Source organism: Pseudomonas hydrolytica (genome assembly GCF_021495345.1).
Classification (GTDB): domain Bacteria; phylum Pseudomonadota; class Gammaproteobacteria; order Pseudomonadales; family Pseudomonadaceae; genus Aquipseudomonas; species Aquipseudomonas hydrolytica.
The window spans coordinates 592,594-617,005 of sequence record NZ_CP099397.1 but is presented as its reverse complement, the minus strand read 5'-3'; the positions used below and the strand labels follow the sequence as shown (position 1 = coordinate 617,005).

General features: G+C 63.1%; 20 protein-coding genes. 10 read left to right on the top strand and 10 right to left on the bottom strand.

The genetic code is table 11. The features are described 5' to 3' along the window. Nucleotides 1–36: 36 nt before the first annotated feature. The 6 genes from aroK to L1F06_RS02880 are packed head-to-tail and all read right to left on the bottom strand — an operon-like array spanning nt 37 to nt 5,462. Nucleotides 37–555 carry a shikimate kinase AroK gene (gene aroK / locus L1F06_RS02905; RefSeq protein ID WP_003246673.1) on the bottom strand — a complete coding sequence of 173 codons (519 nt, stop codon included), beginning with the start codon at nt 553–555 and terminating at the stop codon, nt 37–39. Between the two features lie 5 nt (nt 556–560). Then, on the bottom strand, nt 561–2,630 hold the full coding sequence (locus L1F06_RS02900; RefSeq protein ID WP_177491049.1) for a type IV pilus secretin PilQ: 2,070 nt from the start codon (nt 2,628–2,630) through the stop codon (nt 561–563). A 54-nt stretch (nt 2,631–2,684) separates the two neighbouring features. After that, a complete protein-coding gene (gene pilP / locus L1F06_RS02895; RefSeq protein ID WP_129481888.1) occupies nt 2,685–3,209 on the bottom strand; it encodes a type 4a pilus biogenesis lipoprotein PilP in 525 nt (174 codons plus the stop codon). After that, the gene (gene pilO / locus L1F06_RS02890; RefSeq protein WP_129481889.1) at nt 3,209–3,829 is read right to left on the bottom strand and encodes a type 4a pilus biogenesis protein PilO; all 621 of its coding nucleotides are present in this window, start codon (nt 3,827–3,829) and stop codon (nt 3,209–3,211) included. Before pilO ends, pilP begins: the two co-directional genes overlap by 1 nt. Beyond that, nucleotides 3,826–4,398: a type 4a pilus biogenesis protein PilN gene (gene pilN / locus L1F06_RS02885; protein WP_129481890.1), complete on the bottom strand. Its 573-nt coding sequence runs from the start codon at nt 4,396–4,398 to the stop codon at nt 3,826–3,828. The genes pilO and pilN overlap by 4 nt, the downstream gene beginning before the upstream one ends. Further along, nucleotides 4,398–5,462: a pilus assembly protein PilM gene (locus L1F06_RS02880; RefSeq protein WP_003246678.1), complete on the bottom strand. Its 1,065-nt coding sequence runs from the start codon at nt 5,460–5,462 to the stop codon at nt 4,398–4,400. Before L1F06_RS02880 ends, pilN begins: the two co-directional genes overlap by 1 nt. Nucleotides 5,463–5,643: 181 nt before the next feature. Here L1F06_RS02880 and L1F06_RS02875 point away from each other — a divergent pair, with 181 nt between their 5' ends. Next, nucleotides 5,644–8,055 carry a penicillin-binding protein 1A gene (locus tag L1F06_RS02875; RefSeq protein ID WP_129481891.1) on the top strand — a complete coding sequence of 804 codons (2,412 nt, stop codon included), beginning with the start codon at nt 5,644–5,646 and terminating at the stop codon, nt 8,053–8,055. A gap of 65 nt (nt 8,056–8,120) precedes the next feature. Here L1F06_RS02875 and L1F06_RS02870 read toward each other — a convergent pair whose 3' ends face one another. The 4 genes from L1F06_RS02870 to rpmE all read right to left on the bottom strand — a co-directional run bounded on the left by L1F06_RS02870 (nt 8,121) and on the right by rpmE (nt 11,966). Then, a complete protein-coding gene (locus L1F06_RS02870) occupies nt 8,121–9,389 on the bottom strand; it encodes a malic enzyme-like NAD(P)-binding protein (RefSeq protein ID WP_011920758.1) in 1,269 nt (422 codons plus the stop codon). Between the two features lie 104 nt (nt 9,390–9,493). Beyond that, complete coding sequence (locus L1F06_RS02865) at nt 9,494–10,930, bottom strand: M48 family metalloprotease (RefSeq protein ID WP_129481892.1); 1,437 nt, start codon at nt 10,928–10,930, stop codon at nt 9,494–9,496. Continuing rightward, nucleotides 10,927–11,727 (bottom strand): thermonuclease family protein, encoded by an 801-nt coding sequence (locus L1F06_RS02860; RefSeq protein WP_129481893.1) that lies wholly within the window; start codon nt 11,725–11,727, stop codon nt 10,927–10,929. Before L1F06_RS02860 ends, L1F06_RS02865 begins: the two co-directional genes overlap by 4 nt. A gap of 26 nt (nt 11,728–11,753) precedes the next feature. Then, nucleotides 11,754–11,966 (bottom strand): 50S ribosomal protein L31, encoded by a 213-nt coding sequence (gene rpmE, locus L1F06_RS02855; RefSeq protein WP_004372913.1) that lies wholly within the window; start codon nt 11,964–11,966, stop codon nt 11,754–11,756. A 156-nt stretch (nt 11,967–12,122) separates the two neighbouring features. Here rpmE and L1F06_RS02850 point away from each other — a divergent pair, with 156 nt between their 5' ends. The 9 genes from L1F06_RS02850 (at nt 12,123) to phaC (L1F06_RS02810) (ending at nt 24,358) form a co-directional block, all read left to right on the top strand. After that, nucleotides 12,123–14,342, top strand: coding sequence for a primosomal protein N' (locus L1F06_RS02850; RefSeq protein WP_129481894.1), 2,220 nt, complete (start codon nt 12,123–12,125; stop codon nt 14,340–14,342). A gap of 171 nt (nt 14,343–14,513) precedes the next feature. Then, complete coding sequence (gene argS, locus L1F06_RS02845; protein ID WP_129481895.1) at nt 14,514–16,253, top strand: arginine--tRNA ligase; 1,740 nt, start codon at nt 14,514–14,516, stop codon at nt 16,251–16,253. After that, nucleotides 16,254–16,928: an SPOR domain-containing protein gene (locus L1F06_RS02840; protein WP_011920753.1), complete on the top strand. Its 675-nt coding sequence runs from the start codon at nt 16,254–16,256 to the stop codon at nt 16,926–16,928. 96 nt (nt 16,929–17,024) lie between these two features. Continuing rightward, on the top strand, nt 17,025–17,555 hold the full coding sequence (hslV, locus tag L1F06_RS02835; protein ID WP_129481896.1) for an ATP-dependent protease subunit HslV: 531 nt from the start codon (nt 17,025–17,027) through the stop codon (nt 17,553–17,555). A 39-nt stretch (nt 17,556–17,594) separates the two neighbouring features. Next, nucleotides 17,595–18,935, top strand: coding sequence for an ATP-dependent protease ATPase subunit HslU (gene hslU, locus L1F06_RS02830; protein WP_011920752.1), 1,341 nt, complete (start codon nt 17,595–17,597; stop codon nt 18,933–18,935). 81 nt (nt 18,936–19,016) lie between these two features. After that, complete coding sequence (locus L1F06_RS02825; protein WP_011920751.1) at nt 19,017–19,388, top strand: gamma-butyrobetaine hydroxylase family protein; 372 nt, start codon at nt 19,017–19,019, stop codon at nt 19,386–19,388. Between the two features lie 388 nt (nt 19,389–19,776). After that, nucleotides 19,777–21,456, top strand: a complete 1,680-nt coding sequence (gene phaC, locus L1F06_RS02820) for a class II poly(R)-hydroxyalkanoic acid synthase (RefSeq protein ID WP_004372926.1) — start codon at nt 19,777–19,779, stop codon at nt 21,454–21,456. A gap of 153 nt (nt 21,457–21,609) precedes the next feature. Further along, the gene (phaZ, locus tag L1F06_RS02815) at nt 21,610–22,467 is read left to right on the top strand and encodes a poly(3-hydroxyalkanoate) depolymerase (protein ID WP_004372928.1); all 858 of its coding nucleotides are present in this window, start codon (nt 21,610–21,612) and stop codon (nt 22,465–22,467) included. A gap of 208 nt (nt 22,468–22,675) precedes the next feature. Beyond that, a complete protein-coding gene (gene phaC / locus L1F06_RS02810; protein ID WP_129481897.1) occupies nt 22,676–24,358 on the top strand; it encodes a class II poly(R)-hydroxyalkanoic acid synthase in 1,683 nt (560 codons plus the stop codon). Nucleotides 24,359–24,412 lie beyond the last annotated feature (54 nt).

Sequence of the window (24,412 nt, the reverse complement as noted above, 5' to 3'; positions counted from 1 at the left end):
GCTCTGATCATTCGCACCGCCAGAGCGGCACGCCCGTTAACGGGGCGACAAGTCTTCCAGACGCGCGAGAATTTCCTGCACCACCATCCGCGGCGGGCGCTCGTCCGTCTCGATGACAATATCCGCGACCTCCCGATAAAGCGGATCACGCACCGCCATCAGATCGCGCAGCACTTGCGCGGGATTGGCGGTACGCAGCAGCGGGCGATTGCGATCCCGTGAAGTACGGTCGATCTGCTGCTCCACCGAGGTGTGCAGATACACCACGCGACCTCCAGCATGCAGCGCCTGGCGATTCTCCGGACGCATCACCGCCCCACCGCCAGTGGCTAACACAAGACCATCCTGCATCGACAGCTCGGCGATTACCGCCTGCTCCCGCTCACGAAAGCCCTGCTCCCCCTCCACATCAAAGATCCAGGGAATATCGGCACCGGTCCGCTGCTCGATCTCCTTGTCGGAGTCCTTGAAAGGCAAACGCAGCTCTTTGGCAAGCAGACGCCCGATGGTGCTCTTTCCAGCTCCCATCGGGCCAACGAGGATTACATTGCGCACTTAGGTCATCGGTTCACGGCAATGGCTTGAGTGTTCAGAATACGCGGAGTCAAGAAGATAAGCAGCTCCGACTTTTGGTCGGTGACCACATCGCGACGGAATACGCGGCCAAGATAGGGCAGGTCTCCCAAGAACGGAACTTTGTCAACAGCCTTGGATTGCGTATTGGAATAAACGCCGCCTATAACAATCGTCTCACCGTCTGACACGAGGACTTTTGCGTTAACCTCATTCTTCTTGATAGGCGGTACACCAAGCACAGCATTTGTGTAATCCGGCTCGTCCTTATTGACTTTAACCTCGATAATAATCCGATTATCAGGGGTAATTTGAGGCGTCACCTCCAGAGCCAAAGCCGCCTCCTTGAAAGAAACGGTTGTAGCACCGCTCGAACTGGACTCTTGGTATGGCACCTCGGTCCCCTTAAGGATCTTCGCCGTTTCCTTATCGGCCGTCACGACTTTCGGCTGAGAGACAATCTCGCCATTCCCTGTTTTTTCCATCGCAGAAAGCTCAAGATCTAGAATGGTATTATCCGTTACAAAACCGATACCAATTCCCGACGTTCGCCCCGTCACCCCTAGATCAACGAAGGGAAAGTTACCACTTGCCTCATCCCCAGAGTTCCCGCTTTCATCCCCGTTATCGTCGTTACCATAGCCAACCCACTTACCCCCGCCAAATACCTTAGTCCCCCCCCAGCGCACGCCAAGAGCTTTCTCATAATCGACATTGGCCTCAACTATTCTGGCCTCAATCATTACCTGGCGAACTGGAATATCCAATTGAGCAACAATTCTTCTGAGCTCATCCAAACGCTCTTGAGTCTGATAGGCGATGATGCTATTGGTTCGATCGTCGACAGTAACAGAACCTCGCTCGCTGCCGCCCTCTTCAATATTAGCTACCGATTGGAAGAGCGTAGCTATATCTGAAGCCTTCGCATAGTTAACCTGAATCAACTCTCTGCGCAGCGGGGCCAACTCCGCAATCTGCTTCTGAGACTCCAGCTCCTGGCGCTCGCGCGCAGCTATCTCATCAGCGGGCGCGACGAGTAGGACGTTACCAACTTTTCGCTTATCTAGCCCCTTGGTCTTCAAGACCAGATCAAGCGCCTGGTCCCAAGGAACGTTTTGCAAACGCAGGGTAATATTTCCTGCAACAGTATCACTGGCAACAAGATTCAGATCCGTAAAATCAGCGATCAACTGCAGAACGGAACGAACATCAATATCCTGAAAATTGAGCGACAGCTTCTCGCCCGTATAGGCAAATCTCTCTGCCTTGCGCCGATCAGCGTCATCTTGACTCAACGGCTTCACACTGAGCGTTAGCTTATTTTCCGTTTGATACGCCAAATAATCATATAGACCCACAGGCTCGACAATGATACTTGCACTCCCCGAAACGTGCGTAGCACTGACAAACTGCACAGGAGTCGCAAAATCTTTAACATCCAGCCGCACCCTTAAAGAATCGGGCAATTGCGTCTTGGCAAAATCGAGGCGGATTTTTCCACCCTGCTCTTGTATGTTAGGCGTTACCGTTGCATCGGAAAGAGTAATGAAAACATTACCCTCCCCCTGCTCCCCACGCTGAAAATCTATATTACTTACAGATTTTCCGGCGCTGACAGCATGACCACCAGACACCGGCGCAACAGCCACTGGCGCAACCGCCGGTGTATTAGCGACAGTCCCCGCCCCAACCAGCACATAGAGATTATTGCCCTCTACCCGAGTACTATAAGGCGCTAAATTAGTGAGATTGACTATCAAGCGAGTCCGATCCTTGGCCTCCACAATCGTTACACTGCGAGCGTTCCCCACGCCAAGCTCACGATTCTTGGCACCGAGCTTGTTGGTCACACCTGGTAAATCAAGCGCGATCCGCGCCGGCTGTTCGATTGTGTAACCTCGAGGAGCCGATACCGGCTCATCAAACGTTAGCCTGAGCTCAACGCGATCACCTGGGAGACTTGCTACATCGAGAGCTTGTAAGTTTGCCGCCAACACCATAGGCGAAGACATAGCAAGCAGCAACACGACCCCTATACGCGACAAAGAGCTCTTCATTCTCATATTCCGGCTGACAGACTGAGTAATTATATTCATTTTGTACCGCCCTTCTTAAGAGCGCTCCTTAAGGGAAAGGCTCCGCGGCCGCTCCAGCCAGCCACCCTCGCCATCGGGAACAATTTCAACAACATCCACCTTCGAACTATCGATTGCGGCGATACGGCCATGATTACGTCCGAGATAGTCGCCAACCTTGACTCGATGAACCCCTCCCGCACCACTAACAAGAGCATAGAAGCCAGAAGTATTCTCTAACGTACCGACCATTTCGAATGTTTCTATATTGAAACCTTCAAGGAACTGTTTAACACGACTCTCGTCAGGCTTGACCTCTTGCCCTCCTTTCTGCCGACTGACCATATCGATCTTGACTGGCGGCTGAAAAGGGCTGCGCAAGGAAGCAGCACGATAAGTAAAGCTTTCATAGGGTTGGAATGTTGGCAGAGGCTCAATAGCGCCCTTAGGCCTAGCCCGAACCTCATCCATGTAGGCTTGCAAATCCGAAAACCCACCACCGCCACCACAGCCGGACAGCACAGCAACACAGAATACAATAACAAGCGTATAGCGACTCATTATTGGACCCCCTTATCATTATAGCGATAAGTTTTGGCCAAGATATTCATACCAAGAGAACTTCCCGCCTCAGTTTTTAGGGGCGTGAGCTCGAAATCATGCAAAGTCACAATTCGTGGCAGACTAGCAACACCACTAACAAAGGTCGCCAAATCGTGATAGCCGCCCGTCACTTTGATCTGTATCGGAAGTTCGATATAAAACTGTTGGGTGACTTCAGGTTGCAGCTTGATTTCCTCGAATTCCAAGCCACTACCCAGCCCTGTCCGGGTAATGTCTTCTAACAGCCCCGGCACTTCGGTATCACTCGGCAGCTGCCGCAGGAGCGCCCCGAACGAAACCTCCATTTCCTGCATCTGCTCCTTGTATGCCTCCAGATTGGCAGCCTGGAAGGCCTTACTGGAGAATTGTTCCTTAAGCGTGACTTCTTCCTGCTGACGCTGCTCGAGAACAGACTGAAGATCCTTGAGATGGAAGTTGTAACCAAGCGCAAGAACCAAGATAAGCAACAAGACGCCCGCGATAAATTTCACGGCACCCGGCCAAGATCCGACATTATTCAAGTCGAGATCATTGAGATCTATGCTGCGCAGCCCCTCCAGAGAATCCTTGATACTCATTGCGCCGCCTCCACTTTTTCCTGTTCAGGCTGGGTCTGCTGAACGGTCAGCTGGAACACGTTCGCTTGATCGAGAGCCCCCGCTGTAACCGCCTTGACCTCCGTGAGATTGGGAGCCGTCAGCCACTCAGAGCCATCCAGGTTACGCATGAGATTGGAGACACGATTATTCGACTCAGCAGCACCGACAATGGCTATATTCTTACCTTCCATTTTCACACCGGTGAAATACACCCCATCAGGTAATGTTCTCACCAACTGATCGAACACACGCCCAATGATTGGACGGTTGCCTTGCAAATCCTGAATGATCTTCATTCGTTCCAGAAGCTGCTGCCGACGCGTACGCAGTTCACTAATTTCCTGAATACGCGCATCAAGAACCGCAATTTCCTTCTTGATGAACTCATTACGCGCATTCTGATTATCGATTGCGGCACTCAACATCTGGTCCGCGAGAAAAACAAGACCAGCAGCAATGATAAGCACGCCGACAAGACTTACCAGAAACCGCTGCTTGCGCTCCTCGCGCAGCTGTTCACGCCAGGGAAGTAGGTTAATCCGCGCCATCAGTCGAAACTCCTCATCGCCAGACCACAGGCAATCATCAGTGCCGGCGCATCACTGGCCAGCGCACCGGCGTTGACCTTGCTGCTAAGCGCCATATCGGCAAAGGGATTAGCCACTAGCGTCTGCGTGCCGATCTTTTGCTGGATCAGTCGATCAAGATCGGGAATGGACGCGGTTCCACCAGCCAGAAGGATGTAGTCGACATCGTTGAACTGGCCAGCAGCAAAGAAGAACTGCAGGGAACGCGAGACCTGTTGAACGACAGCTTCCTTGAACGGTTGCAAAACCTCGCTGTCGTAGTCATCCGGAAGACCACCTTGCTTCTTGGCAAGGCCGGCTTCTTCGACGGAAAGACCATAACGACGCTGCACCTCCTCGGTCAGCTGCTTGCCACCGAAGAGCTGCTCGCGGGTATATATGGTGCGACCGTTGTGCAGCACGCTCAGCGTGGTCATGGTGGCGCCGATATCGACGACAGCCACGGTGAGCTCGTCGTGGCCGCCACCCAGCTGTGCCTCCAGCAGACTGTAAGCACGCTCCAGCGCATAGGCCTCGACGTCGACCACCTTGGCCGTCAGGCCGGCAAGCGCCAGCGCAGCCTCGCGAACTTCGACGTTCTCCTTGCGGCACGCGGCGAGGAGCACTTCGACGCGCTCAGGATTACGCGCAGCAGGCCCCTGAACCTCGAAATCGATCGCGACTTCTTCGAGCGGATAAGGAATGTACTGGTCAGCCTCGATCTTCAGCTGGTTCTCCAGTTCATCCTCGGAAAGGCCGGCCTCCATCTCGATGGTCTTGGTGATGACCGCCGAACCGGCGACCGCTACGGCTGCGGTCTTGACGCCGGTCTTGGCCTTGGCCAAGACGCGTGACAGCGCCTGACCGACCCCCTCCAGCTCGGCGATGTTCTTCTCAACCACCGCGTTTGGCGGGAGCGGCTCGACTGCGTAAGCCTCTACCTTGTAGCGGCTTCCCGAGCGACTCAGTTCGAGGAGCTTGACCGAAGTCGAGCTGATATCGATCCCCAGCAGCGTATTCGCTTTCTTAGTGAAGAGCCCTAGCACGACCGTTTTCCTATTGGCATCCGCGACTTACGGACTATTTATGTTTTTCCACATTAAATATCAGTCTTGACAGAAGCGCAAATGGCTCCCCGGGAAAAAAAACGCTTATAATGTGAACAGCTTTTCCCTTTTTGCCTCGACTCCTGCTTAACTCATTCTTTTACTTGGAATTCCGAACATTTTGATACGCCTGCTGAAGTTCTTCTGGTGGTCTTGCGTTGCCGTTTTTTGTGGGCTGTTGCTCAGTTTGAGCGGTGCGTTTCTTTATCTTAGCCCGACCCTTCCGTCCGTCGAGTCGCTGCGCCAGGTGCAGTTGCAGATCCCGCTGCGCGTGTACAGCAGCGATGCCAAGCTGATCGCCGAATTCGGCGAGATGCGCCGCTCGCCCATCCGCTTCGATGAAATCCCCAAGGAGTTCATCAGTGCCCTGCTGGCCGCCGAGGACGATAATTTCGCCAACCATTATGGCGTCGATGTGACCAGTCTGATGCGCGCTGCCACGCAATTATTGAAGAGCGGGCAGATTCAGAGCGGCGGCAGCACCATCACCATGCAGGTGGCGAAGAACTTCTTCCTGACCAGCGAACGCAGCTTCTCGCGCAAGGCCACGGAGATCCTCCTGGCCCTGCAGATCGAACGCGAGCTGAGCAAGGACGAGATCCTCGAGCTCTACGTCAACAAGATCTACCTCGGCCACCGCGCCTATGGCATCGAGGCTGCCGCGCAGGTGTATTACGGCAAGTCGATTCGCGATCTGAACCTGGCGCAGATGGCCATGATCGCCGGACTGCCGAAGGCGCCGTCGCGCTACAACCCGCTGGTCAATCCGACCCGTGCCAAGGAACGCCGCGACTGGATTCTCGGCCGCCTCTACCGCCTCGGACGCATTGACCAGGCCAGCTACGAAACCGCCCTGGCGGAAGAAGTCGATGCCCGCTACCACGTCCCGGCGCCGGAGCTGAGCGCACCTTACATAGCCGAGATGGCACGCGCCGAGATGGTGGGTCGCTATGGCAGCGAGGCCTACACGGAAGGCTTCAACGTCACCACCACCGTCCCCAGCCATCTTCAGGAAGTGGCCAATACCGCGCTGCGCGAAGGGCTGATCGCCTACGATCAGCGTCACGGCTACCGCGGCCCCGAGAGCCGGCTACCGGGTCTGACCCGCGACGCCTGGCTGGCAGAGCTGGCCAAGTTCCGCTCCATTGGCGGCCTGGAACCGGCCGTGGTCACTCAGGTGGAAAAAAGCGGCGTCCTCGTCCTGACCCGCAACGGCGAAGAGCAGGCGGTGTCCTGGGACAGCATGAAATGGGCGCGCCCCTTCCTCAACACCAACAGCCTCGGCCCACGCCCCCAGCAACCGGCGGACGTGGCCCAGGTCGGCGACATCATTCGCGTGCAGCGTCAGGCGGACGAAAGCCTGCGCTTCATGCAGGTACCGGCGGCGCAAAGCGCGCTGGTCTCCCTCGACCCCTACAGCGGCGCCATTCAGGCACTGGTCGGCGGCTTCTCCTTCGACCAGAGCAACTACAACCGCGCCGTCCAGGCCAAGCGTCAGCCCGGCTCCAGCTTCAAGCCCTTCATCTATAGTGCCGCGCTGGACAATGGCTACACGGCCTCGACCCTGGTCAACGACGCGCCGATCATTCTCTCCGACGACTATCTGACGCAGAAGTGGCGCCCGAAGAACGACAACAACACCTTCCTCGGCCCGATTCGCATGCGCGAGGCGTTGTACAAGTCGCGCAACCTGGTGTCCATTCGCCTGCTGCAGGACATGGGCATCGACCGCAGCCTGCGCTACATCGAACGCTTCGGCTTCGCTCCGCAGGACCTGCCGCGCAACCTGTCCCTGGCCCTGGGCACCGCCAGCCTGACACCGCTGGAGATCGCCGAGGGCTGGGCCACCTTCGCCAACGGCGGCTACAAGATCGAGCCCTACCTGATCGAGCGCATCGATGATCGCCACGGCAAGCCGCTGTTCCGCGCCAACCCCGCGCGCGTACCCGGCAGCGAGCCGCCGGAGGAGATCGCCAATCTCGCCGTGAACGCCACCGACGACCTGCCGCCGGAAGAACCCAGGACGGCCGAACAGATCATCGACGAACGCACCGCCTACATCATGACCAGCATGCTGCAGGACGTGATCAAGCGCGGCACCGGTCGCCGCGCACTGGCCCTGGGCCGCGATGACCTGGCCGGTAAGACCGGCACCACCAACGAGTCCAAGGACAGCTGGTTCTCCGGCTACAACGCCGACTACGTGACCACCGTCTGGGCCGGTTTCGACCAACCGGAGAGCCTGGGTCGCCACGAGTATGGCGGCACCGTGGCCCTGCCGATCTGGATGAACTATATGGGCACAGTGCTCAAGGACCGCCCGAGCCATCTGCCGAAGGAACCCAAGGGCCTGCTGACCCTGCGCGTCGATCCGGTCAGCGGGCGCGCCGCAGCACCTGGCACCCCCGATGCCTACTTCGAGCTGTTCAAGAGCGAGGACTCGCCGCCGCCGATGAGCGAATTCGAACCGGGCATGGGCATTCCTGGCAGCCCGCTGCCGGCCGACGAGATGGCGCCAATCGATCTGTTCTGATCAGTGCCCGTCACCGAACAACAAAAAACCCGCCGAAGCGGGTTTTTTGTTGGCATCCGAACGGCTTAGCCGTTGAACACTTCATCCACCGACTGCAGCGGATAGTGCTTCGGATAGGGCAGAGTCGCCACGCCGGACTCGATCGCGGCCTTGGCCACGGCATCGCAGACCACGGTGATCAGACGCTGATCCATCGGCTTCGGAATGATGTACTCGCGGCCGAACTCCAGCTTGATGCCGCCGTAGGCATCGCATACATCCTGCGGTACCGGCAGCTTGGCCAGGTCACGCAGCGCCAGGGCAGCGGCGATCTTCATTTCTTCGTTGATGCGGGTGGCGCGCACGTCCAGGGCACCGCGGAAGATGAAGGGGAAGCCCAGCACGTTGTTGACCTGGTTCGGGTAGTCGGAACGACCGGTGGCCATGATCACGTCGCTGCGGGTCTCGTGCGCCAGCTCCGGCTTGATTTCCGGATCCGGGTTGGAGCAGGCGAAGACGATCGGGTTGGCCGCCATGCGCTTGAGGTCTTCCGGGCTCAGCAGGTTGGCACCGGACAGACCGACGAACACATCCGCGCCGTCGAGGGCATCGGACAGGGTGCGGCGGTCGGTTTCGTGAGCGAATACCGCCTTGTACTGGTTCAGGTCATCGCGGCCGGCGTGGATCACGCCCTTGCGGTCGATCATGAAGATGTTCTCGACCTTGGCGCCCATGCTCACCAGCAGCTTCATGCAGGAGATGGCCGCTGCGCCGGCGCCGAGGCAGACGATCTTGGCTTCTTCCAAGGTCTTGCCGGCGATTTCCAGGGCGTTGAGCATGCCGGCCGCGGTGACGATCGCGGTGCCGTGCTGGTCATCGTGGAACACCGGGATGTCGCATTGTTCGATCAGTGCGCGCTCGATCTCGAAGCACTCGGGGGCCTTGATATCTTCCAAGTTAATGCCGCCGAAGGTGATGGAGATGCGCTTTACGGTATCGATGAAAGCCTGCGGGCTCTCGGAATCGACCTCGATGTCGAACACGTCGATGCCGGCGAAACGCTTGAACAGCACACCCTTGCCTTCCATGACCGGCTTGGACGCCAGCGGGCCGAGGTTGCCCAGGCCGAGGATAGCGGTGCCATCGGAAATCACGGCGACCAGGTTGCCTTTACCGGTGTAACGGTAGGCCAGCTCGGCATCGCGGGCGATTTCGCGGACCGGCTCGGCGACACCCGGGCTGTAGGCCAGCGACAGGTCGCGGGCGGTAGCGGTGGCTTTGGTCAACTCGACGCTCAGCTTACCCGGGCGGGGCTGAGCGTGATATTCGAGAGCGGCAGTTTTTAGATCTGACATAGTGGCATTTCCGCTTTTGTTGGCTGTTGAACGGGCAGGCGGCCGAGGATACGCAAGTTGTATACAGCTGCACAAGACTGTTCGGTCGCTATTGAATCAGCCAGCTAGCGCAGGGTTTTCAGCCAGTCGCCAGCACGCGGCACACCGTCGGGATAGAGGCCATTGAGCAGGCGCAGCTGCGCTTCACCATTGCCCTGCTGGGGCACTTCCTTGGCCAGGGCCGCCAGGCTCTGCCCGGCCTTGGCCCGCACCAGATGCAGGCGCACCGGCTCGGCCAGCTTGCGCTCGTCGGCCTTGAGCGGCCGATAGCTGCGGATCACCTCGAGAAAGCGCTGATCCTCGGTTTCCAGCGACGCCCGCCCTCGCACCGCGGCGATGAACAGGTAGGCGTTATCGTCGCGGTAGATCACCGCCACGCGGCGCGCCGACTGCCCCTGCAAGACCGCCGTGTAGCCTTGCAGCGCGCCCAGGCGCAGCTCTTCCCCGGCCACCAGGCGTTGACTGCCGGCACGCTTGCGCAGGAACTCGGCCGGTGTCAGGCGCTTGTCCGCCGGCTCCAGCGTCATGGCGATGAAGGCCTGCTCATCGGCACTGTGGCCGATCAGCACGTCGGGGCGATTGACCAGCTGCCAGCCCTGCGGGTAGCTCAGGGTGAAGTCCAGCTCGCCGTGATAGAAATGCCGCCCGCGACGGATGCCGCTGGCGGCCGAATCACCGAAGACCAGGCCATCGAGCATCTGCAGGAAGGCGTCGCGCCCCACTTCCTGATTGCCGACCGCCAGCGCGCGCGCCGGACCTATCACCTCCTGCAGGCGGCGGTCATTGTCGGGATGGGTGTCGAACAGACCATGATAACCACCCGCTGCCGGCGCCTCGCCACGCTTGGCAGCCTGCGCGCGCGCGAAGTCCTCCTGGTTCTTCAGCACCTTGACCACCTCGATCATGGCCTGCGGGTCATAGCCGCTGCGCGCCAGATACTGCGCGCCGAGGCCGTCGGCCTCCAGTTCCATGTCGCGACCGTAACCACGCACGAAGGCATTGCCCATGACATTGGTCAGGTCGCCGACCGCCCCCACGCCGGTGCCGATGGCGGCCGCGTGGCCGAGCAGGCTCCAGGCGGTCGACTGACTCTGCTGGCGCACGCTGTGGCGGGCCGTGACATGGCCGACCTCATGCCCCAGCACGGCAGCCAGTTCGGCCTCGGAATTGAGATAGGCGAGCAACCCGCGGTGGATGTAGATATAGCCGCCAGGCAAGGCGAAGGCGTTGATGTCCGGACTGTCGACCAGGGTGAACACGTAATTGAGCTGATTGCGATGGCTGCTGCGCGCCACCCGCTCGCCGACGCGCTGGATATAGGCCTGCAGCCCGGCATCCTCGTAGCGTGGGTACTGCTTGAGGATCTCCTGGTTGTAACGGGCGCCGAGGTCGAGCTCCTGGCGCTCGCTCATCATCACGAAATCGGTGCGACCGGTAGCCGGGTTGACGGCGCATCCGGCCAGCCAGCTGCAGATCAGACAGAGCGTCAACGCACGCATCATGGCAACACCTCCAGCATCGCCGAATGGGTAAGCGGCAGCATCCAGCGTGCCTGCCCGTTTTTCAAGCCGCCACGCGACTGGCGATCGATGACCCAGCCGCGCGCCTCCACGCGCCGCCCTTCGAGGCGCTGCAGGGCGCGTGCGTCGAACTGATCGAGCAACTCCGGCGCCACACGCAGCACCCTGCCGCCATCGAGCTCGAGCCAGAGACCGCCTCGATTGCGCTGCACCTCGCGCACCCGACCGCCCAGCAGGGCGAACCCGCCGCCACGCAGCTGCCCGGCCAGCTTCACCTGGTCCTGCCGCCACAGCCCCAGACGTGCATTGCGCGCCTGGCGCTCGGCCGCGGCGTGGCAACTCGCCAGTTCGGCATTCGGCGCGACCGCCACCATGAAACCCAGCCCCTCGCCCAGCAGCTGAGCCTCCAGATTGCGCCCCTGGTGGTCGTAGAGATGGGCCAGGGTGCGCCCGTAACGATCCTTGCGCTGCTTGCCGTAACGCAGGCCGACGTGCCCGTCGCTGGCATCGACCAGCGCCTGCAGACGGCGCTTGGCCTGTACCGCGAACGGTTCGTCAGGGCGCCCCTTGCGCCCCAGCTCGGGGGCATTGAGGCCGATCAGACGGACGCTGCGCCCATCCACCAGGCGCACCGTGTCGCCATCGACCACCTGGCGCACGGCGACCTGGGCAAGATCGCCGCGCAGCGGGCAGAAGGCCTGGGCCAGGTCGATACAGAGAAGAGAAATGAAAAAGGCGCCCACCAGGGACGCCTTTTTCAGTATCACGGAGTGGCGCATGCCAGATTCCGCTGTCGCTCGGTCGCTTACTTGGCGCCGAACACGCCGAAGCGCTGCTTGAAGCGATCGATACGGCCGCCGGTGTCCAGCACCTTCTGCTTGCCGGTATAGAACGGGTGGCACTCGGAGCAGACGTCCAGGCTGATGTTCTTGCCAATGGTGGAGCGGGTCTTGATCACGTTGCCGCAGGAGCAGGTGGCGTCGATCTCGACGTAGTTCGGATGGATATCGGCTTTCATGGTGCTTTCCTCGGGGTAGTCGTGCCGCCACCCGACCAATGTCAGGCACCGCACAGAAATAGGCCGCGCATCTTACCAGACGCGTCGTCCGATGCAAGCCGCGCGGGGCGCCGGCCGTCGCGTGCTAATATCGCCGGCCTGTCCATGGAGGCTCGTGTGCCCGATCTGATCCTGCGCCTCGCCCTGCCCTCGCCGCTGCGCCGCCTGTTCGACTACCGCGCCCCTGCCGGCGTGCCGCGCAGCGCGCTGCAGCCCGGCGTGCGCCTGCGTGTGCCGTTCGGCCGACGCGAGATCATCGGCGTTCTGGTGGAGGTGGACAGCCAGAGCGAGGTGCCGGCGGACAAGCTCAAGCCGGCCCTGCAACTGCTCGATGCCCGCCCACCACTGCCAGCCCCGCTGTTCAAGCTGTGCCTGTGGACGGCGCAGTACTACCAGCACAGCCTCGGCGACACCCTGAGCTGGGCATTGCCGGTGCTGTTGCGCCAGGGCGAGCCGGCGGAGACGCGCCAGGAGCGCTTCTGGCTGGTCAACAGCGGTGCCAGCGTCGACGATCCGCGCCTGGCTCGTGCGCCGCGCCAGCGCGAGGCGCTCAAGGCCCTGGCACAACACCCGCATGGCGTCGCCCACGGCCTGCTCAGCCAGCTGCAGCTCAACCGCGACAGCCTGCAGCTGCTCCACGAGAAAGGGCTGGTGCGCGTGGAAGTGCGTCGCACCCAGCCCCATGCCAAGCCGGCGCACTGGCTGGCGCAACCGGAGCTGCCGCTCAACGCCGAGCAGCGCGCGGCGGTGAATGCCGTGGCGTCGGGCTGGGGTCAGTTCAATGCCTTCCTGCTGGCCGGCATTACCGGCAGCGGCAAGACCGAGGTCTACCTGCAACTGATCCACCAGTGCCTGGCAGCCGGCAAGCAGGCGCTGGTGCTGATCCCCGAGATCAACCTCGGCCCGCAGACCTTCGATCGCTTCGCTCGCCGCTTCAATGCGCGCATCGCCCTGCTGCACTCGGCGGTGAACGACCGCGAGCGCCTGGATGCCTGGCTGGCCGCGCGCGATGGCGAGGCCGACATCATCATCGGCACCCGCTCGGCACTGTTCACGCCGATGAAGAACCCTGGGTTGATCATCGTCGACGAAGAACACGACGCCTCCTATAAACAGCAGGAAGGTCTGCGCTATCACGCCCGTGACCTGGCGCTGGTTCGCGCGCGCCAGGAGAACCTGCCCATCGTGCTGGGCTCGGCCACGCCCTCGCTGGAAAGCCTGCACAACGCCCACAGCGGCCGCTACGCCCTGCTCAAGCTGACCCAGCGCGCCGGCGGCGCCAGCCAGCCGCGCTTCCTGCGCCTGGATGTGAAGAGCCGGCCACTCGACTCGGGCATTTCCGGGCCGATGCAGCAGGCCATCGCCCAGACCCTGGCCGCCGGCCAGCAGGTGCTGGTGTTCCTCAACCGCCGCGGCTTCGCCCCGACCCTGCTGTGCCACGACTGCGGCTGGCTATCGGAATGCCCACGCTGCGATGCGCGCATGACCGTGCACCAGCGCCATCGGGAACTGCGCTGCCATCACTGCGGGCATGTCGAGCGGCAGCCGAGCAATTGCCCCAAGTGCCAGCACGTCGACCTGCGCCCGGTCGGCGCCGGCACCGAACGCGCCGAGGAGCGTCTGGCGGTGCTGTTCCCCGACCATCCGGTGCTGCGCATCGACCGCGACAGCACCTCGCGCAAGGGCGCCATGGACCGGCTGTTCGCCACCATCAACAAGGGCGAGCCGTGCATCCTGGTCGGTACCCAGATGCTCGCCAAGGGGCATCACTTCCCACGGGTGACGCTGGTGTCGATTCTCGATGCCGATGGCGGCCTGTTCTCCGCGGACTTTCGCGCCAGCGAACGCATGGCGCAGCTGATCGTGCAGGTTGCCGGGCGCGCCGGACGTGCCGAGGAACCGGGCAAGGTGATCATCCAGAGCCACCTGGCCGACCATCCGCTGCTGGTACAGCTGACCGAGCAGGGCTACTTCGCCTTCGCCGAACAGGCGCTCAGTGAACGCCGCAGCGCCGGCCTGCCGCCCTTCTGCCACCTGGCCCTGCTGCGTGCCGAGGCGCACAAGCCCGGCCAGGCCGAGAGCTTTCTCGACGAGGCCTGCAACGAAGCCGAGCACCTGCTGGGCGAGCTGGGCCTGTCCGGCATCGAACTGCTCGGCCCGGTGCCGGCGCCGATGGAACGCCGCGCCGGACGCTTCCGCGCGCAGTTGCTGCTGCAGGGCAATGCCCGTGCGCCGCTGCATCGCCTGCTGACGCCCTGGCTGCAGGCGCTGGAGCAGATGCCCGGCGGCCGTGCGGTGCGCTGGTCGCTGGACGTCGATCCGATCGACCTGTTCTGAACGCACCAGTGCTTCCCCAAACCTAGGGTGCACCGTGCGCACCAGCTCGTAGATTCGCAACCAGGCAACCCTTGATGCGCAGCGCGCAGCCCACAAGTTATGGCCTGCCGCTGGTCGCTGCTTCTATAATGCGCAGTTTTCGACCAAAGCCCCAGGCAACCCGAGCCGAACATGAAAGACAGCATTCGCCACCTGATCCAGCAAGCCCTCGACCGCCTGACCGCCGATGGCGTGCTGCCGGTTGGCCTGACCCCGGCCATCCAGGTGGAGAACACCAAGGACAAGAGCCACGGCGACTTCGCCAGCAATATCGCCATGATGCTGGCCAAACCGGCCGGCATGAAGCCGCGCGACCTGGCCGAAAAGCTGATCGCGGCCCTGCCGGCCGACGACGGTATCGCCAAGGTGGAAATCGCCGGCCCAGGCTTCCTCAATTTCTTCCAGAACAGCGACGCCCTGGCCCAGCGCCTGGAGGCGGCACTGGCCGACGCCAAGCTCGGCGTACATAAGAACGGCCCGGCGCAGCGCGTGGTGGTCGACCTCTCGGCGCCCAACCTGGCCAAGGAAATGCACGTCGGCCACCTGCGCTCGACCATCATCGGCGACGGCGTGGCGCGGGTGCTGGAGTTTCTCGGCGACACGGTGATCCGCCAGAACCATGTCGGCGACTGGGGCACCCAGTTCGGCATGCTGCTGGCCTACATGCAGGAAAACCCGGCCGCCGCCGAAAGCGAGCTGGCCGACCTGGAGGGCTTCTACCGCGCAGCGAAGAAGCGCTTCGACGAATCGCCCGAGTTCGCCGACCGCGCCCGCGAACTGGTGGTCCAGCTGCAGGCCGGCGACGCCGAGTGCCTGCGCCTGTGGCACCGTTTCAACGACATCTCCCTGTCGCACTGCCAGGCACTGTACGACCGCCTCGGCGTCAAGCTCTCCATGGCCGACGTCAAGGGCGAAAGCGCCTATAACGACGACCTGCCGCGGGTGGTCGCCGACCTCGCCGCCAAGGGCCTGCTGACCGAGGACAACGGTGCCCAGTGCGTGTTCATGGACGAGTTCAAGAACGCCGAAGGCAACCCGCTGCCGCTGATCGTGCAGAAGGCCGGCGGCGGCTACCTGTACGCCACCACCGACTTGGCTGCGACCCGCTACCGCGCGGGCGTGCTCAAGGCCGACCGTGTGCTGTACTTCGTCGACCAGCGCCAGGCCCTGCATTTTCAGATGGTCTTCGCCTGTGCCCGCCTGGCCGGTTTCGTCCCCGCCAGCATGGAGCTGGAGCACATGGGCTTCGGCACCATGAACGGCCCGGACGGCCGCCCGTTCAAGACCCGCGACGGCGGCACCGTTAAGCTGGTGCAACTGCTCGACGAGGCCGAGCAGCGCGCCTATGAGCTGGTCAAGAGCAAGAACCCGGAATTGGCCGAGGACGAGCTGCGCCGCATCGCCCGCGTGGTCGGCATCGCCTCGGTGAAGTACGCCGACCTGTCCAAGCACCGCACCAGCGACTACAGCTTCAACTTCGACCTGATGCTGAGCTTCGAGGGCAACACCGCGCCCTACCTGCTGTACGCCTACACCCGCGTGGCCGGCGTGTTCCGCAAGCTGGGCAAGGGCATCGACGAGATCGGCGGCCGGATCGCCCTGGTCGCCGAGCAGGAACAGGCCCTGGCCGCCAAGCTGGCGCAGTTTGGCGAGCTGCTCGCCAGCGTCGCCGACAAGGGCACGCCGCACATGCTGTGCAGCTACCTGTACGACCTGGCCGGGCTGTTCTCCAGCTTCTACGAGAACTGCCCGATTCTCGCCGCCGAAGACGAGGCCACCCGTGACAGCCGCCTGCGCCTGACCGCCCTGACCGGCCGCACGCTCAAGCAGGGCCTGGAGCTGCTCGGCCTGGAAACCCTGGAGCGCATGTAAATGGCAGCGCGCAAGAAACCGGCACCCAAGCGCGGCGCCAGCCGCTACCAGGCGCCAGCCAAGAAGCCGGTACCCGGCTGGATCTGGCTGGCCTGCGGCCTGGTGGTCGGCGGTTTCTTCATGTTCCTGTTCAGCCTCGAGCCGGGCCGCGACGAGATCAAGCGCGACCGCGGCGAACAGGCGCGCACGACCAAGCCCGAGCCGAAACCGGCACCGGCCGAGCCGGCGCGGCCCAAGTACGACTTCTATACCCTGCTGCCGGAATCCGAAGTGATTCTGCCGCAGGCCCTGGAAGAGACCCCGCCTGCGCCGCCGGCGCAGAAACCGGTGACGCCCGAGGAGGCGGCGAAGATCGACGCCGCCCGCGCCCAGGCCGCGCTCAATGGCGAAGTGCCCCCGCCGCCACCGCCGGTGATCGCCAGCGCCCCGGTCACCACCCAGTTCTTCCTCCAGGCCGGCTCGTTCCGCAAACGCGACGACGCCGACAGCCTGCGCGCGCAGATCATCCTGCTCGGCCAGAACGTGCGGGTGGAAACCGGCAAGGTGCGCGAGGAAACCTGGCACCGCGTGCTGGTCGGCCCCTTCGCCAGCCGCGAACAACTGGCAGCCGCGCAGAAGACCCTGGCCGGCAACGGTTTCAGCAACCTGCTGTTACAGCAGCGCCAGGTCCGCTGATCGACCTTTCTCCCGCCGCCGGTTGAAAAGCCGCGGCGGGCACCCCATCTGAGTTTCCATTCGGGCAATTCGCCCCGCAGCGCGGAGACTCTTCCCTTGACCACCATCGTTTCAGTACGCCGCCACGGCAAGGTCGTGATGGCTGGCGACGGCCAGGTATCCCTCGGCAACACCGTGATGAAAGGCAACGCCAAGAAGGTCCGGCGCCTGTACCACGGCCAGGTGCTGGCCGGCTTCGCCGGTGCCACCGCCGACGCCTTCACCCTGTTCGAACGCTTCGAGGGCCAGCTGGAGAAACACCAGGGCCACCTGGTGCGCGCCGCCGTCGAGTTGGCCAAGGACTGGCGCACCGACCGCAGCCTGAGCCGCCTGGAAGCCATGCTGGCGGTAGCCAACAAGGACGCCTCGCTGATCATCACCGGCAATGGCGACGTCGTCGAACCCGAGGAAGGCCTGATCGCCATGGGCTCCGGCGGCAACTTCGCCCAGGCGGCCGCACGCGCCCTGCTGATAAAGACCGATCTGTCCGCCCTCGAAGTGGCCCAGACCGCCCTGGGCATCGCCGGCGACATCTGCGTGTTCACCAACCACCACCAGACCATCGAGGAACTGGACGCCGCCGAGTAGCGTCCACTGCCTCACAGTTTTCGATAGCGAGCCAGATCCATGTCCATGACGCCCCGCGAGATCGTCCACGAACTCAACCGCCACATCATCGGCCAGGACGACGCCAAGCGCGCCGTGGCCATCGCCCTGCGCAACCGCTGGCGGCGCATGCAGCTGCCGGCCGATCTGCGCCAGGAAGTCACGCCGAAGAACATCCTGATGATCGGCCCCACCGGTGTCGGCAAGACCGAGATCGCCCGGCGCCTGGCCAAGCTGGCCAATGCGCCCTTCCTCAAAGTGGAGGCCACCAAGTTCACCGAGGTCGGTTACGTCGGCCGCGACGTCGAGTCGATCATCCGCGACCTGGCCGATGCGGCCGTGAAGATGCTGCGCGAGCAGGAAATGACCAAGGTCCGTCACCGCGCCGAGGACGCCGCCGAGGAGCGCATTCTCGATGCCCTGCTGCCGCCCGCACGTCAGGCCTTCGGCGACGAGCCGGTGCGCAGCGAGGATTCCAACACCCGCCAGCTGTTCCGCAAACGCCTGCGCGAAGGCCAGCTCGACGACAAGGAAATCGACATCGAGGTGGCCGAGTCACCCATGGGCGTGGAGATCATGACCCCGCCGGGCATGGAGGAGATGACCAGCCAGCTGCAGAACCTGTTCGCCGGCCTCGGCAAGGGCAAGAAGAAGAGCCGCAAGCTCAAGGTGGCCGATGCGCTGAAGCTGGTGCGCGACGAGGAAGCCGCGCGCCTGGTCAACGAGGAAGAGCTCAAGGCCCGCGCCCTGGAAGCGGTGGAGCAGCACGGCATCGTCTTCATCGACGAGATCGACAAGGTGGCCAAGCGCGGCAATACCGGCGGCGCCGACGTCTCCCGCGAGGGCGTGCAGCGCGACCTGCTGCCGCTGATCGAGGGCTGCACGGTCAACACCAAGCTGGGCATGGTCAAGACCGACCATATCCTGTTCATCGCCTCCGGCGCCTTCCACCTGGCCAAGCCCAGCGACCTGGTGCCCGAGCTGCAGGGCCGCCTGCCGATCCGTGTCGAGCTCAAGGCCCTGAGCCCTCAGGACTTCGAGCGCATCCTCACCGAACCGCATGCCTCGCTCACCGAACAGTACGCCGCGCTGCTCAAGACCGAGGGGCTGAACATCGAGTTCGCCGAGGAGGGCATCAAGCGCCTGGCCGAGATCGCCTGGCAGGTCAACGAGAAGACCGAGAACATCGGTGCACGTCGCCTGCACACCCTGCTCGAACGTCTGCTGGAAGAGGTGTCCTTCAGCGCCGGCGATCTCGCCGGCCAGCAGAGCGGCGAGCCGATCCGCATCGACGCCGCCTACGTCAACGGCCACCTCGGTGAACTGGCGCAGGACGAAGACCTGTCGCGCTATATTCTGTAAGCCCGTAGCCCGGACTCAGTCCGCGGGCGCTCGCAAGCGTCCCGGATTGCATCCGGGCTGCATCGTTTCAGGAGCTCTCTCATGCCCATCCCCAGCGCGATCAAACTGCACAAGGCCTCCAGGACCCTGGAGCTGCGCTACGGCGAGCAGAGCTATCGGCTCAGCGCCGAGTTCCTCCGGGTGCACTCGCCCTCGGCCGAGGTACAGGGCCACGGCAAGCCGATCCTGCAGACCGGCAAGCTCAATGTCGGCCTCAGCAGCCTCGAGCCGGCGGGCAACTATGCACTGAAACTGTGCTTCGACGACGGCCATGACAGCGGTTTGTACACCTGGGACTACCTGTACCAGCTGGCGACCCAGCAGGAGCAGCTGTGGGCCGACTACCTGGCGCAGCTCAGCGCCGCCGGCCAATCGCGCGACCCCAACGAGTCGGTCGTGCGCCTGATGCTCTGAGCGGCCCCCCCCCGGTCGCAGGCGCGCGCAGCATCGCCCGCATCTCGCTCGGCTCGTTCCTGGTTGCCGGCGGTGCGCACAGCCCCCTACGCCAGCTTCACGACAAAGCCTCGCCATAGAGCGGCTGCCTCTACCCGCCCCACCCGATCCCTGCAGTTAGGGCGCGTTTTCTAATCTATCGCGGCATACTCCGGCGCCATCGACCAGCTTGCTTAACTTCAAAAACTCGGGTAACCAAGGAACTGGCAGGTTCCCTGCATTTGGCTGCGCCAGGTGCAACGAAAGATGCGGACTCGATCCGCCCCCGGTAACCCGAGCAGTACCAGGCCCTGTGTCGCCGTGCGCGCCAACACGCCGGTATTCGTCTCAGGACAATGGAGCGTCGTAGATGAGTGATAAGAACAACGAAGACCTGAAACGCCAGGCCTCGGAAAACACCCTGGGACTCAACCCGGTGATCGGTATCCGCGGCAAGGATCTCCTGACATCTGCCCGCATGGTGCTCGCCCAGGCGCTCAAGCAACCCTTCCATAGCGTCAAGCATGTCGCTCACTTCGGCCTCGAACTGAAGAACGTCATGCTCGGCCAGTCCGAGCTCAAGCCCGAAGACGGCGACCGCCGCTTCGCCGACCCGGCCTGGAGCCAGAACCCGCTGTACCGCCGCTACCTGCAGACCTACCTGGCCTGGCGCAAGGAGCTGCACGACTGGATCGAGCACAGCTCACTGTCCGAGCAGGACGCCAGCCGCGGCCACTTCGTCATCAACCTGATGACCGAGGCCATGGCGCCCTCCAACAGCATGGCCAACCCGGCTGCGGTCAAACGCTTCTTCGAGACCGGCGGCAAGAGCCTGCTCGACGGCCTCTCGCACCTGGCCAAGGACATGATTCACAACGGTGGCATGCCCAGCCAGGTGAACATGGCCGCCTTCGAGGTCGGCAAGAACCTGGCCACCACCGAGGGCGCCGTGGTGTTTCGCAACGACGTGCTGGAGCTGATCCAGTACAAGCCGATCACCGAGAGCGTGCATGAGCGTCCGCTGCTGGTGGTGCCGCCGCAGATCAACAAGTTCTACGTCTTCGACCTGTCGCCGGACAAGAGCCTGGCGCGCTTCCTCCTGCGCAGCCAGGTACAGACCTTCGTGGTCAGCTGGCGCAACCCGACCAAGGCGCAGCGCGAGTGGGGCCTGTCCACCTACATCGAGGCGCTCAAGGAAGCCATCGACGTCATCTGCGCCATCACCGGCAGCAAGGACGTCAACATGCTCGGCGCCTGCTCCGGCGGCCTGACCACCGCCTCCCTGCTCGGCCACTATGCCGCCCTCGGCGAGCAGAAGGTGCATGCCCTGACCCTGCTGGTCAGCGTGCTCGACACCCAGCTCGACACCCAGGTCGCCCTGTTCGCCGACGAGAAGACCCTGGAGGCGGCCAAGCGCCGCTCCTACCAGGCCGGTGTGCTGGAAGGCAGCGACATGGCCAAGGTGTTCGCCTGGATGCGCCCCAACGACCTGATCTGGAACTACTGGGTCAACAACTACCTGCTGGGCAACGAGCCGCCGGTGTTCGACATCCTCTACTGGAACAACGACACCACGCGCCTGCCGGCCGCCCTGCATGGCGAATTCATCGAGATGTTCCAGACCAACCCGCTGACCCGCCCGGGTGCGCTGGAAGTCTGCGGCACGCCGATCGACCTGAAGCAGGTCACCTGCGACTTCTTCGTCGTGGCCGGCACCACCGACCACATCACCCCCTGGGATTCCTGCTACAAGTCGGCCCACCTGTTCGGTGGCAAGTGCGAGTTCGTGCTGTCCAACAGCGGCCATATCCAGAGCATCCTCAACCCGCCGGGCAATCCCAAGGCGCGCTACATGACCAACAGCGAGATGCCGCTGGATCCCAAGGCCTGGCAGGAAAGTTCGACCAAGCACGCCGACTCCTGGTGGCTGCACTGGCAAGGCTGGCTGGCCGAGCGCTCCGGCGCGACCAAGGCTGCGCCGAGCAAACTGGGCAACAAGAAATACCCGGCCGGCGAAGCCGCGCCGGGCACCTATGTGCACGAACGCTGATTCGGCGCACCTTGCGCACCACTGCCCGCGGCACTCGGAAGTGCCGCTCGCCGCGACGGCCTGGCCGAGCGCGGTGAACCAGGTTCGCCCTGGTCATTCTGGCAACGGCCGGGACGGTCGTTGTCAGCGTTTCAACCGATAGGGCCTGCGCGCATGCCGTCATCTTTCGTATTTCGCACCATCGACCTCGATGGGCAAACCATCCGCACCGCGGTGCGCCCCGGCAAGGGGCCGCTGGTGCCGCTGCTGATCTTCAACGGCATCGGCGCCAACCTGGAGCTGGTGATGCCCTTCGTCGCCGCACTCGACCCGGACCTGGAAGTGATCGCCTTCGACGTGCCCGGCGTCGGTGGCTCGTCCACGCCCACCACGCCCTATCGCTTTCCCGGGCTGGCCAAGCTGGCCGCGCGCATGCTCGATTACCTCGACTACGGCCAGGTCAATGCCATCGGCGTTTCCTGGGGTGGAGCCCTGGCTCAGCAGTTCGCCCATGACTACCCGGAACGCTGCAAGAAGCTGATCCTCGCCGCCACCTCGGCCGGCGCGGTGATGGTGCCGGGCAAGCCCAAGGTGCTCTGGCGCATGGCCAGTCCGCGGCGCTACATCCAGCCGTCCTATGGCGTGCGCATCGCCCCGGATATCTACGGCGGTGCCTTCCGCCGCGATCCCAAGCTGGCCATGGCGCATGCCAGCAAGGTGCGCTCCGGCGGCAAGATGGGCTACTACTGGCAGCTGTTCGCCGGCCTCGGCTGGACCAGCATCCATTGGCTGCACAAGATTCGTCAGCCCACCCTGGTGATGGCCGGCGACGACGATCCGCTGATCCCGCTGATCAACATGCGCCTGCTGGCCTGGCGCATCCCCAACGCCGAGCTGCACGTGATCGACGACGGCCACCTGTTCCTGGTGACCCGCGCCGAAGCCGTGGCGCCCATCATCATGAAGTTTCTCGAGGAGGAACGTCAGCGTGCGGTGATGCACCCGCAGCCTGCACCATTGCGCCAGCATTGACCGCACCAGCAGAGTGCGCAATGGTCGCGTTGCTCGACCAAGGGGCCGCCAGTGGCCTCTGACATTTCCGACGCGGCGGTCTGGAATGCACTTCCTGCGCGTCTGGTACAGGGCTTGCTGAAAAAGCTGGACGTAGGCGAAGGCACACGTTAAGCCCTGAACCCGTGCCTTGAAGTCTCTAGACGGTTTGACGACGGAGTGTTGCCCCATGCGAGACAAGTCGAATCCGGCGCCCCTGCCGGCACCTGCCACCTTCATGAACGCCCAGAGCGCCGTGGTCGGCGTCCGCGGACGCGATCTGCTATCCACCATGCGCCTGCTCGCCGTGCAGGGGCTGAAGAGCCCGGTGCGCAGCAGCCGTCATCTGCTGGCCTTCGGCAGCCAGCTCGGCCGGGTGCTGCTCGGCGACACCCTGCACAAGGTCAATCCGCAGGACGCGCGTTTCGCCGACCCCACCTGGCACCTCAACCCCTTCTATCGGCGCAGCCTGCAGGCCTATCTGGCCTGGCAGAAGCAACTGAGCGCCTGGATCGACGACAGCGACCTGTCCCCGGACGATCGCGCCCGCGCGCGCTTTCTCGCCTCCCTGATGAGCGATGCCCTGTCGCCATCCAACAGCCCGCTCAATCCGCAGGCGGTCAAGGAACTGTTCAACACCGGCGGCAGCAGCCTGCTCAAGGGCGTGCGCCATCTGTTCGACGATCTGCTGCACAACAACGGCCTGCCCAGCCAGGTCAGCAAGCACGCCTTCGAGGTCGGTCGCAACCTGGCCTGCACGCCCGGCGCGGTGGTGTTTCGCAACGAGCTGCTGGAGCTGATCCAGTACAAGCCGATGAGCGAAAGGCAGTACCTGCGCCCGCTGCTGATCGTGCCGCCGCAGATCAACAAGTACTACATATTCGACCTGTCCAACGACAAAAGCTTCGTCCAGTACGCCCTGAAGAACGGGCTGCAGACCTTCATGATCAGTTGGCGCAACCCCGACCCGCGCCATCGCGAATGGGGTCTGTCGAGCTACGTGCAGGCCGTCGAGGAAGCCATCGAGGCCTGCCGCGCCATCAGCGGCAGCAAGGAGGTCAACCTGCTCGGCGCCTGCGCCGGCGGCCTCACCATCGCCGCGCTGCAGGGCCATCTGCAGGCGCGCCGACAGCTGCGCAAGGTATCCAGCGCCACCTACATGGTCAGCCTGCTGGACAGCCAGATCGACAGCCCGGCCATGCTGTTCGCCGATGAACAGACGCTGGAATCGGCCAAGCGCCGCTCCTATCAGCAGGGCGTGCTGGACGGTCGCGACATGGCCAGGGTGTTCGCCTGGATGCGCCCCAATGACCTGATCTGGAATTACTGGGTCAACAACTACCTGCTCGGCAAGCAGCCGCCGGCCTTCGACATCCTCTACTGGAACAACGACAACACACGCCTGCCGGCCGCCCTGCATGGCGATCTGCTCGACTTCTTCAAGCACAACCCGCTGCGCCGTGCCGGCGGTCTGGAGGTGTGCGGTACGCCGGTGGATCTGACCAAGGTCAACGTCGACAGCTTCAGCGTGGCCGGCATCAACGACCACATCACCCCCTGGGACGCGGTCTATCGCTCGACCCTGCTGCTGGGCGGCAACCGCCGTTTCGTCCTGTCCAACAGCGGCCATATCCAGAGCATCCTCAACCCGCCGGGCAACCCCAAGGCCAACTACTACGAGAATGCCAAGCTCACCTCGGACCCGCGCGCCTGGTTCCACGACGCCCAGCATCAGCAGGGCAGCTGGTGGCCGCAGTGGCTGGAGTGGATCCAGGCGCGCTCCGGTGAGCAGCGCGAAACCGTGATGGTGCTGGGCAACCAGAACCATCCGCCGATGGAGGCGGCCCCCGGCACCTACGTGCATATCCGTTGAAAGCCATGGCCGGCAATCTGCCGGCCGGTTATCGTCACCCTTTCCGCGCCACGA

Coding starts and splice junctions, on each gene's coding strand:
- L1F06_RS02900 (WP_177491049.1), bottom strand. CDS start 2,630: ATGAAGAGCTCTTTGTCGCGTATAGGGGTCGTGTTGCTGCTTGCTATG.
- pilP (WP_129481888.1), bottom strand. CDS start 3,209: ATGAGTCGCTATACGCTTGTTATTGTATTCTGTGTTGCTGTGCTGTCC.
- pilO (WP_129481889.1), bottom strand. CDS start 3,829: ATGAGTATCAAGGATTCTCTGGAGGGGCTGCGCAGCATAGATCTCAAT.
- pilN (WP_129481890.1), bottom strand. CDS start 4,398: ATGGCGCGGATTAACCTACTTCCCTGGCGTGAACAGCTGCGCGAGGAG.
- L1F06_RS02870 (WP_011920758.1), bottom strand. CDS start 9,389: ATGTCAGATCTAAAAACTGCCGCTCTCGAATATCACGCTCAGCCCCGC.
- L1F06_RS02865 (WP_129481892.1), bottom strand. CDS start 10,930: ATGATGCGTGCGTTGACGCTCTGTCTGATCTGCAGCTGGCTGGCCGGA.
- L1F06_RS02860 (WP_129481893.1), bottom strand. CDS start 11,727: ATGCGCCACTCCGTGATACTGAAAAAGGCGTCCCTGGTGGGCGCCTTT.
- rpmE (WP_004372913.1), bottom strand. CDS start 11,966: ATGAAAGCCGATATCCATCCGAACTACGTCGAGATCGACGCCACCTGC.
- argS (WP_129481895.1), top strand. CDS start 14,514: ATGAAAGACAGCATTCGCCACCTGATCCAGCAAGCCCTCGACCGCCTG.
- L1F06_RS02840 (WP_011920753.1), top strand. CDS start 16,254: ATGGCAGCGCGCAAGAAACCGGCACCCAAGCGCGGCGCCAGCCGCTAC.
- hslU (WP_011920752.1), top strand. CDS start 17,595: ATGTCCATGACGCCCCGCGAGATCGTCCACGAACTCAACCGCCACATC.
- L1F06_RS02825 (WP_011920751.1), top strand. CDS start 19,017: ATGCCCATCCCCAGCGCGATCAAACTGCACAAGGCCTCCAGGACCCTG.
- phaC (WP_004372926.1), top strand. CDS start 19,777: ATGAGTGATAAGAACAACGAAGACCTGAAACGCCAGGCCTCGGAAAAC.
- phaZ (WP_004372928.1), top strand. CDS start 21,610: ATGCCGTCATCTTTCGTATTTCGCACCATCGACCTCGATGGGCAAACC.
- phaC (WP_129481897.1), top strand. CDS start 22,676: ATGCGAGACAAGTCGAATCCGGCGCCCCTGCCGGCACCTGCCACCTTC.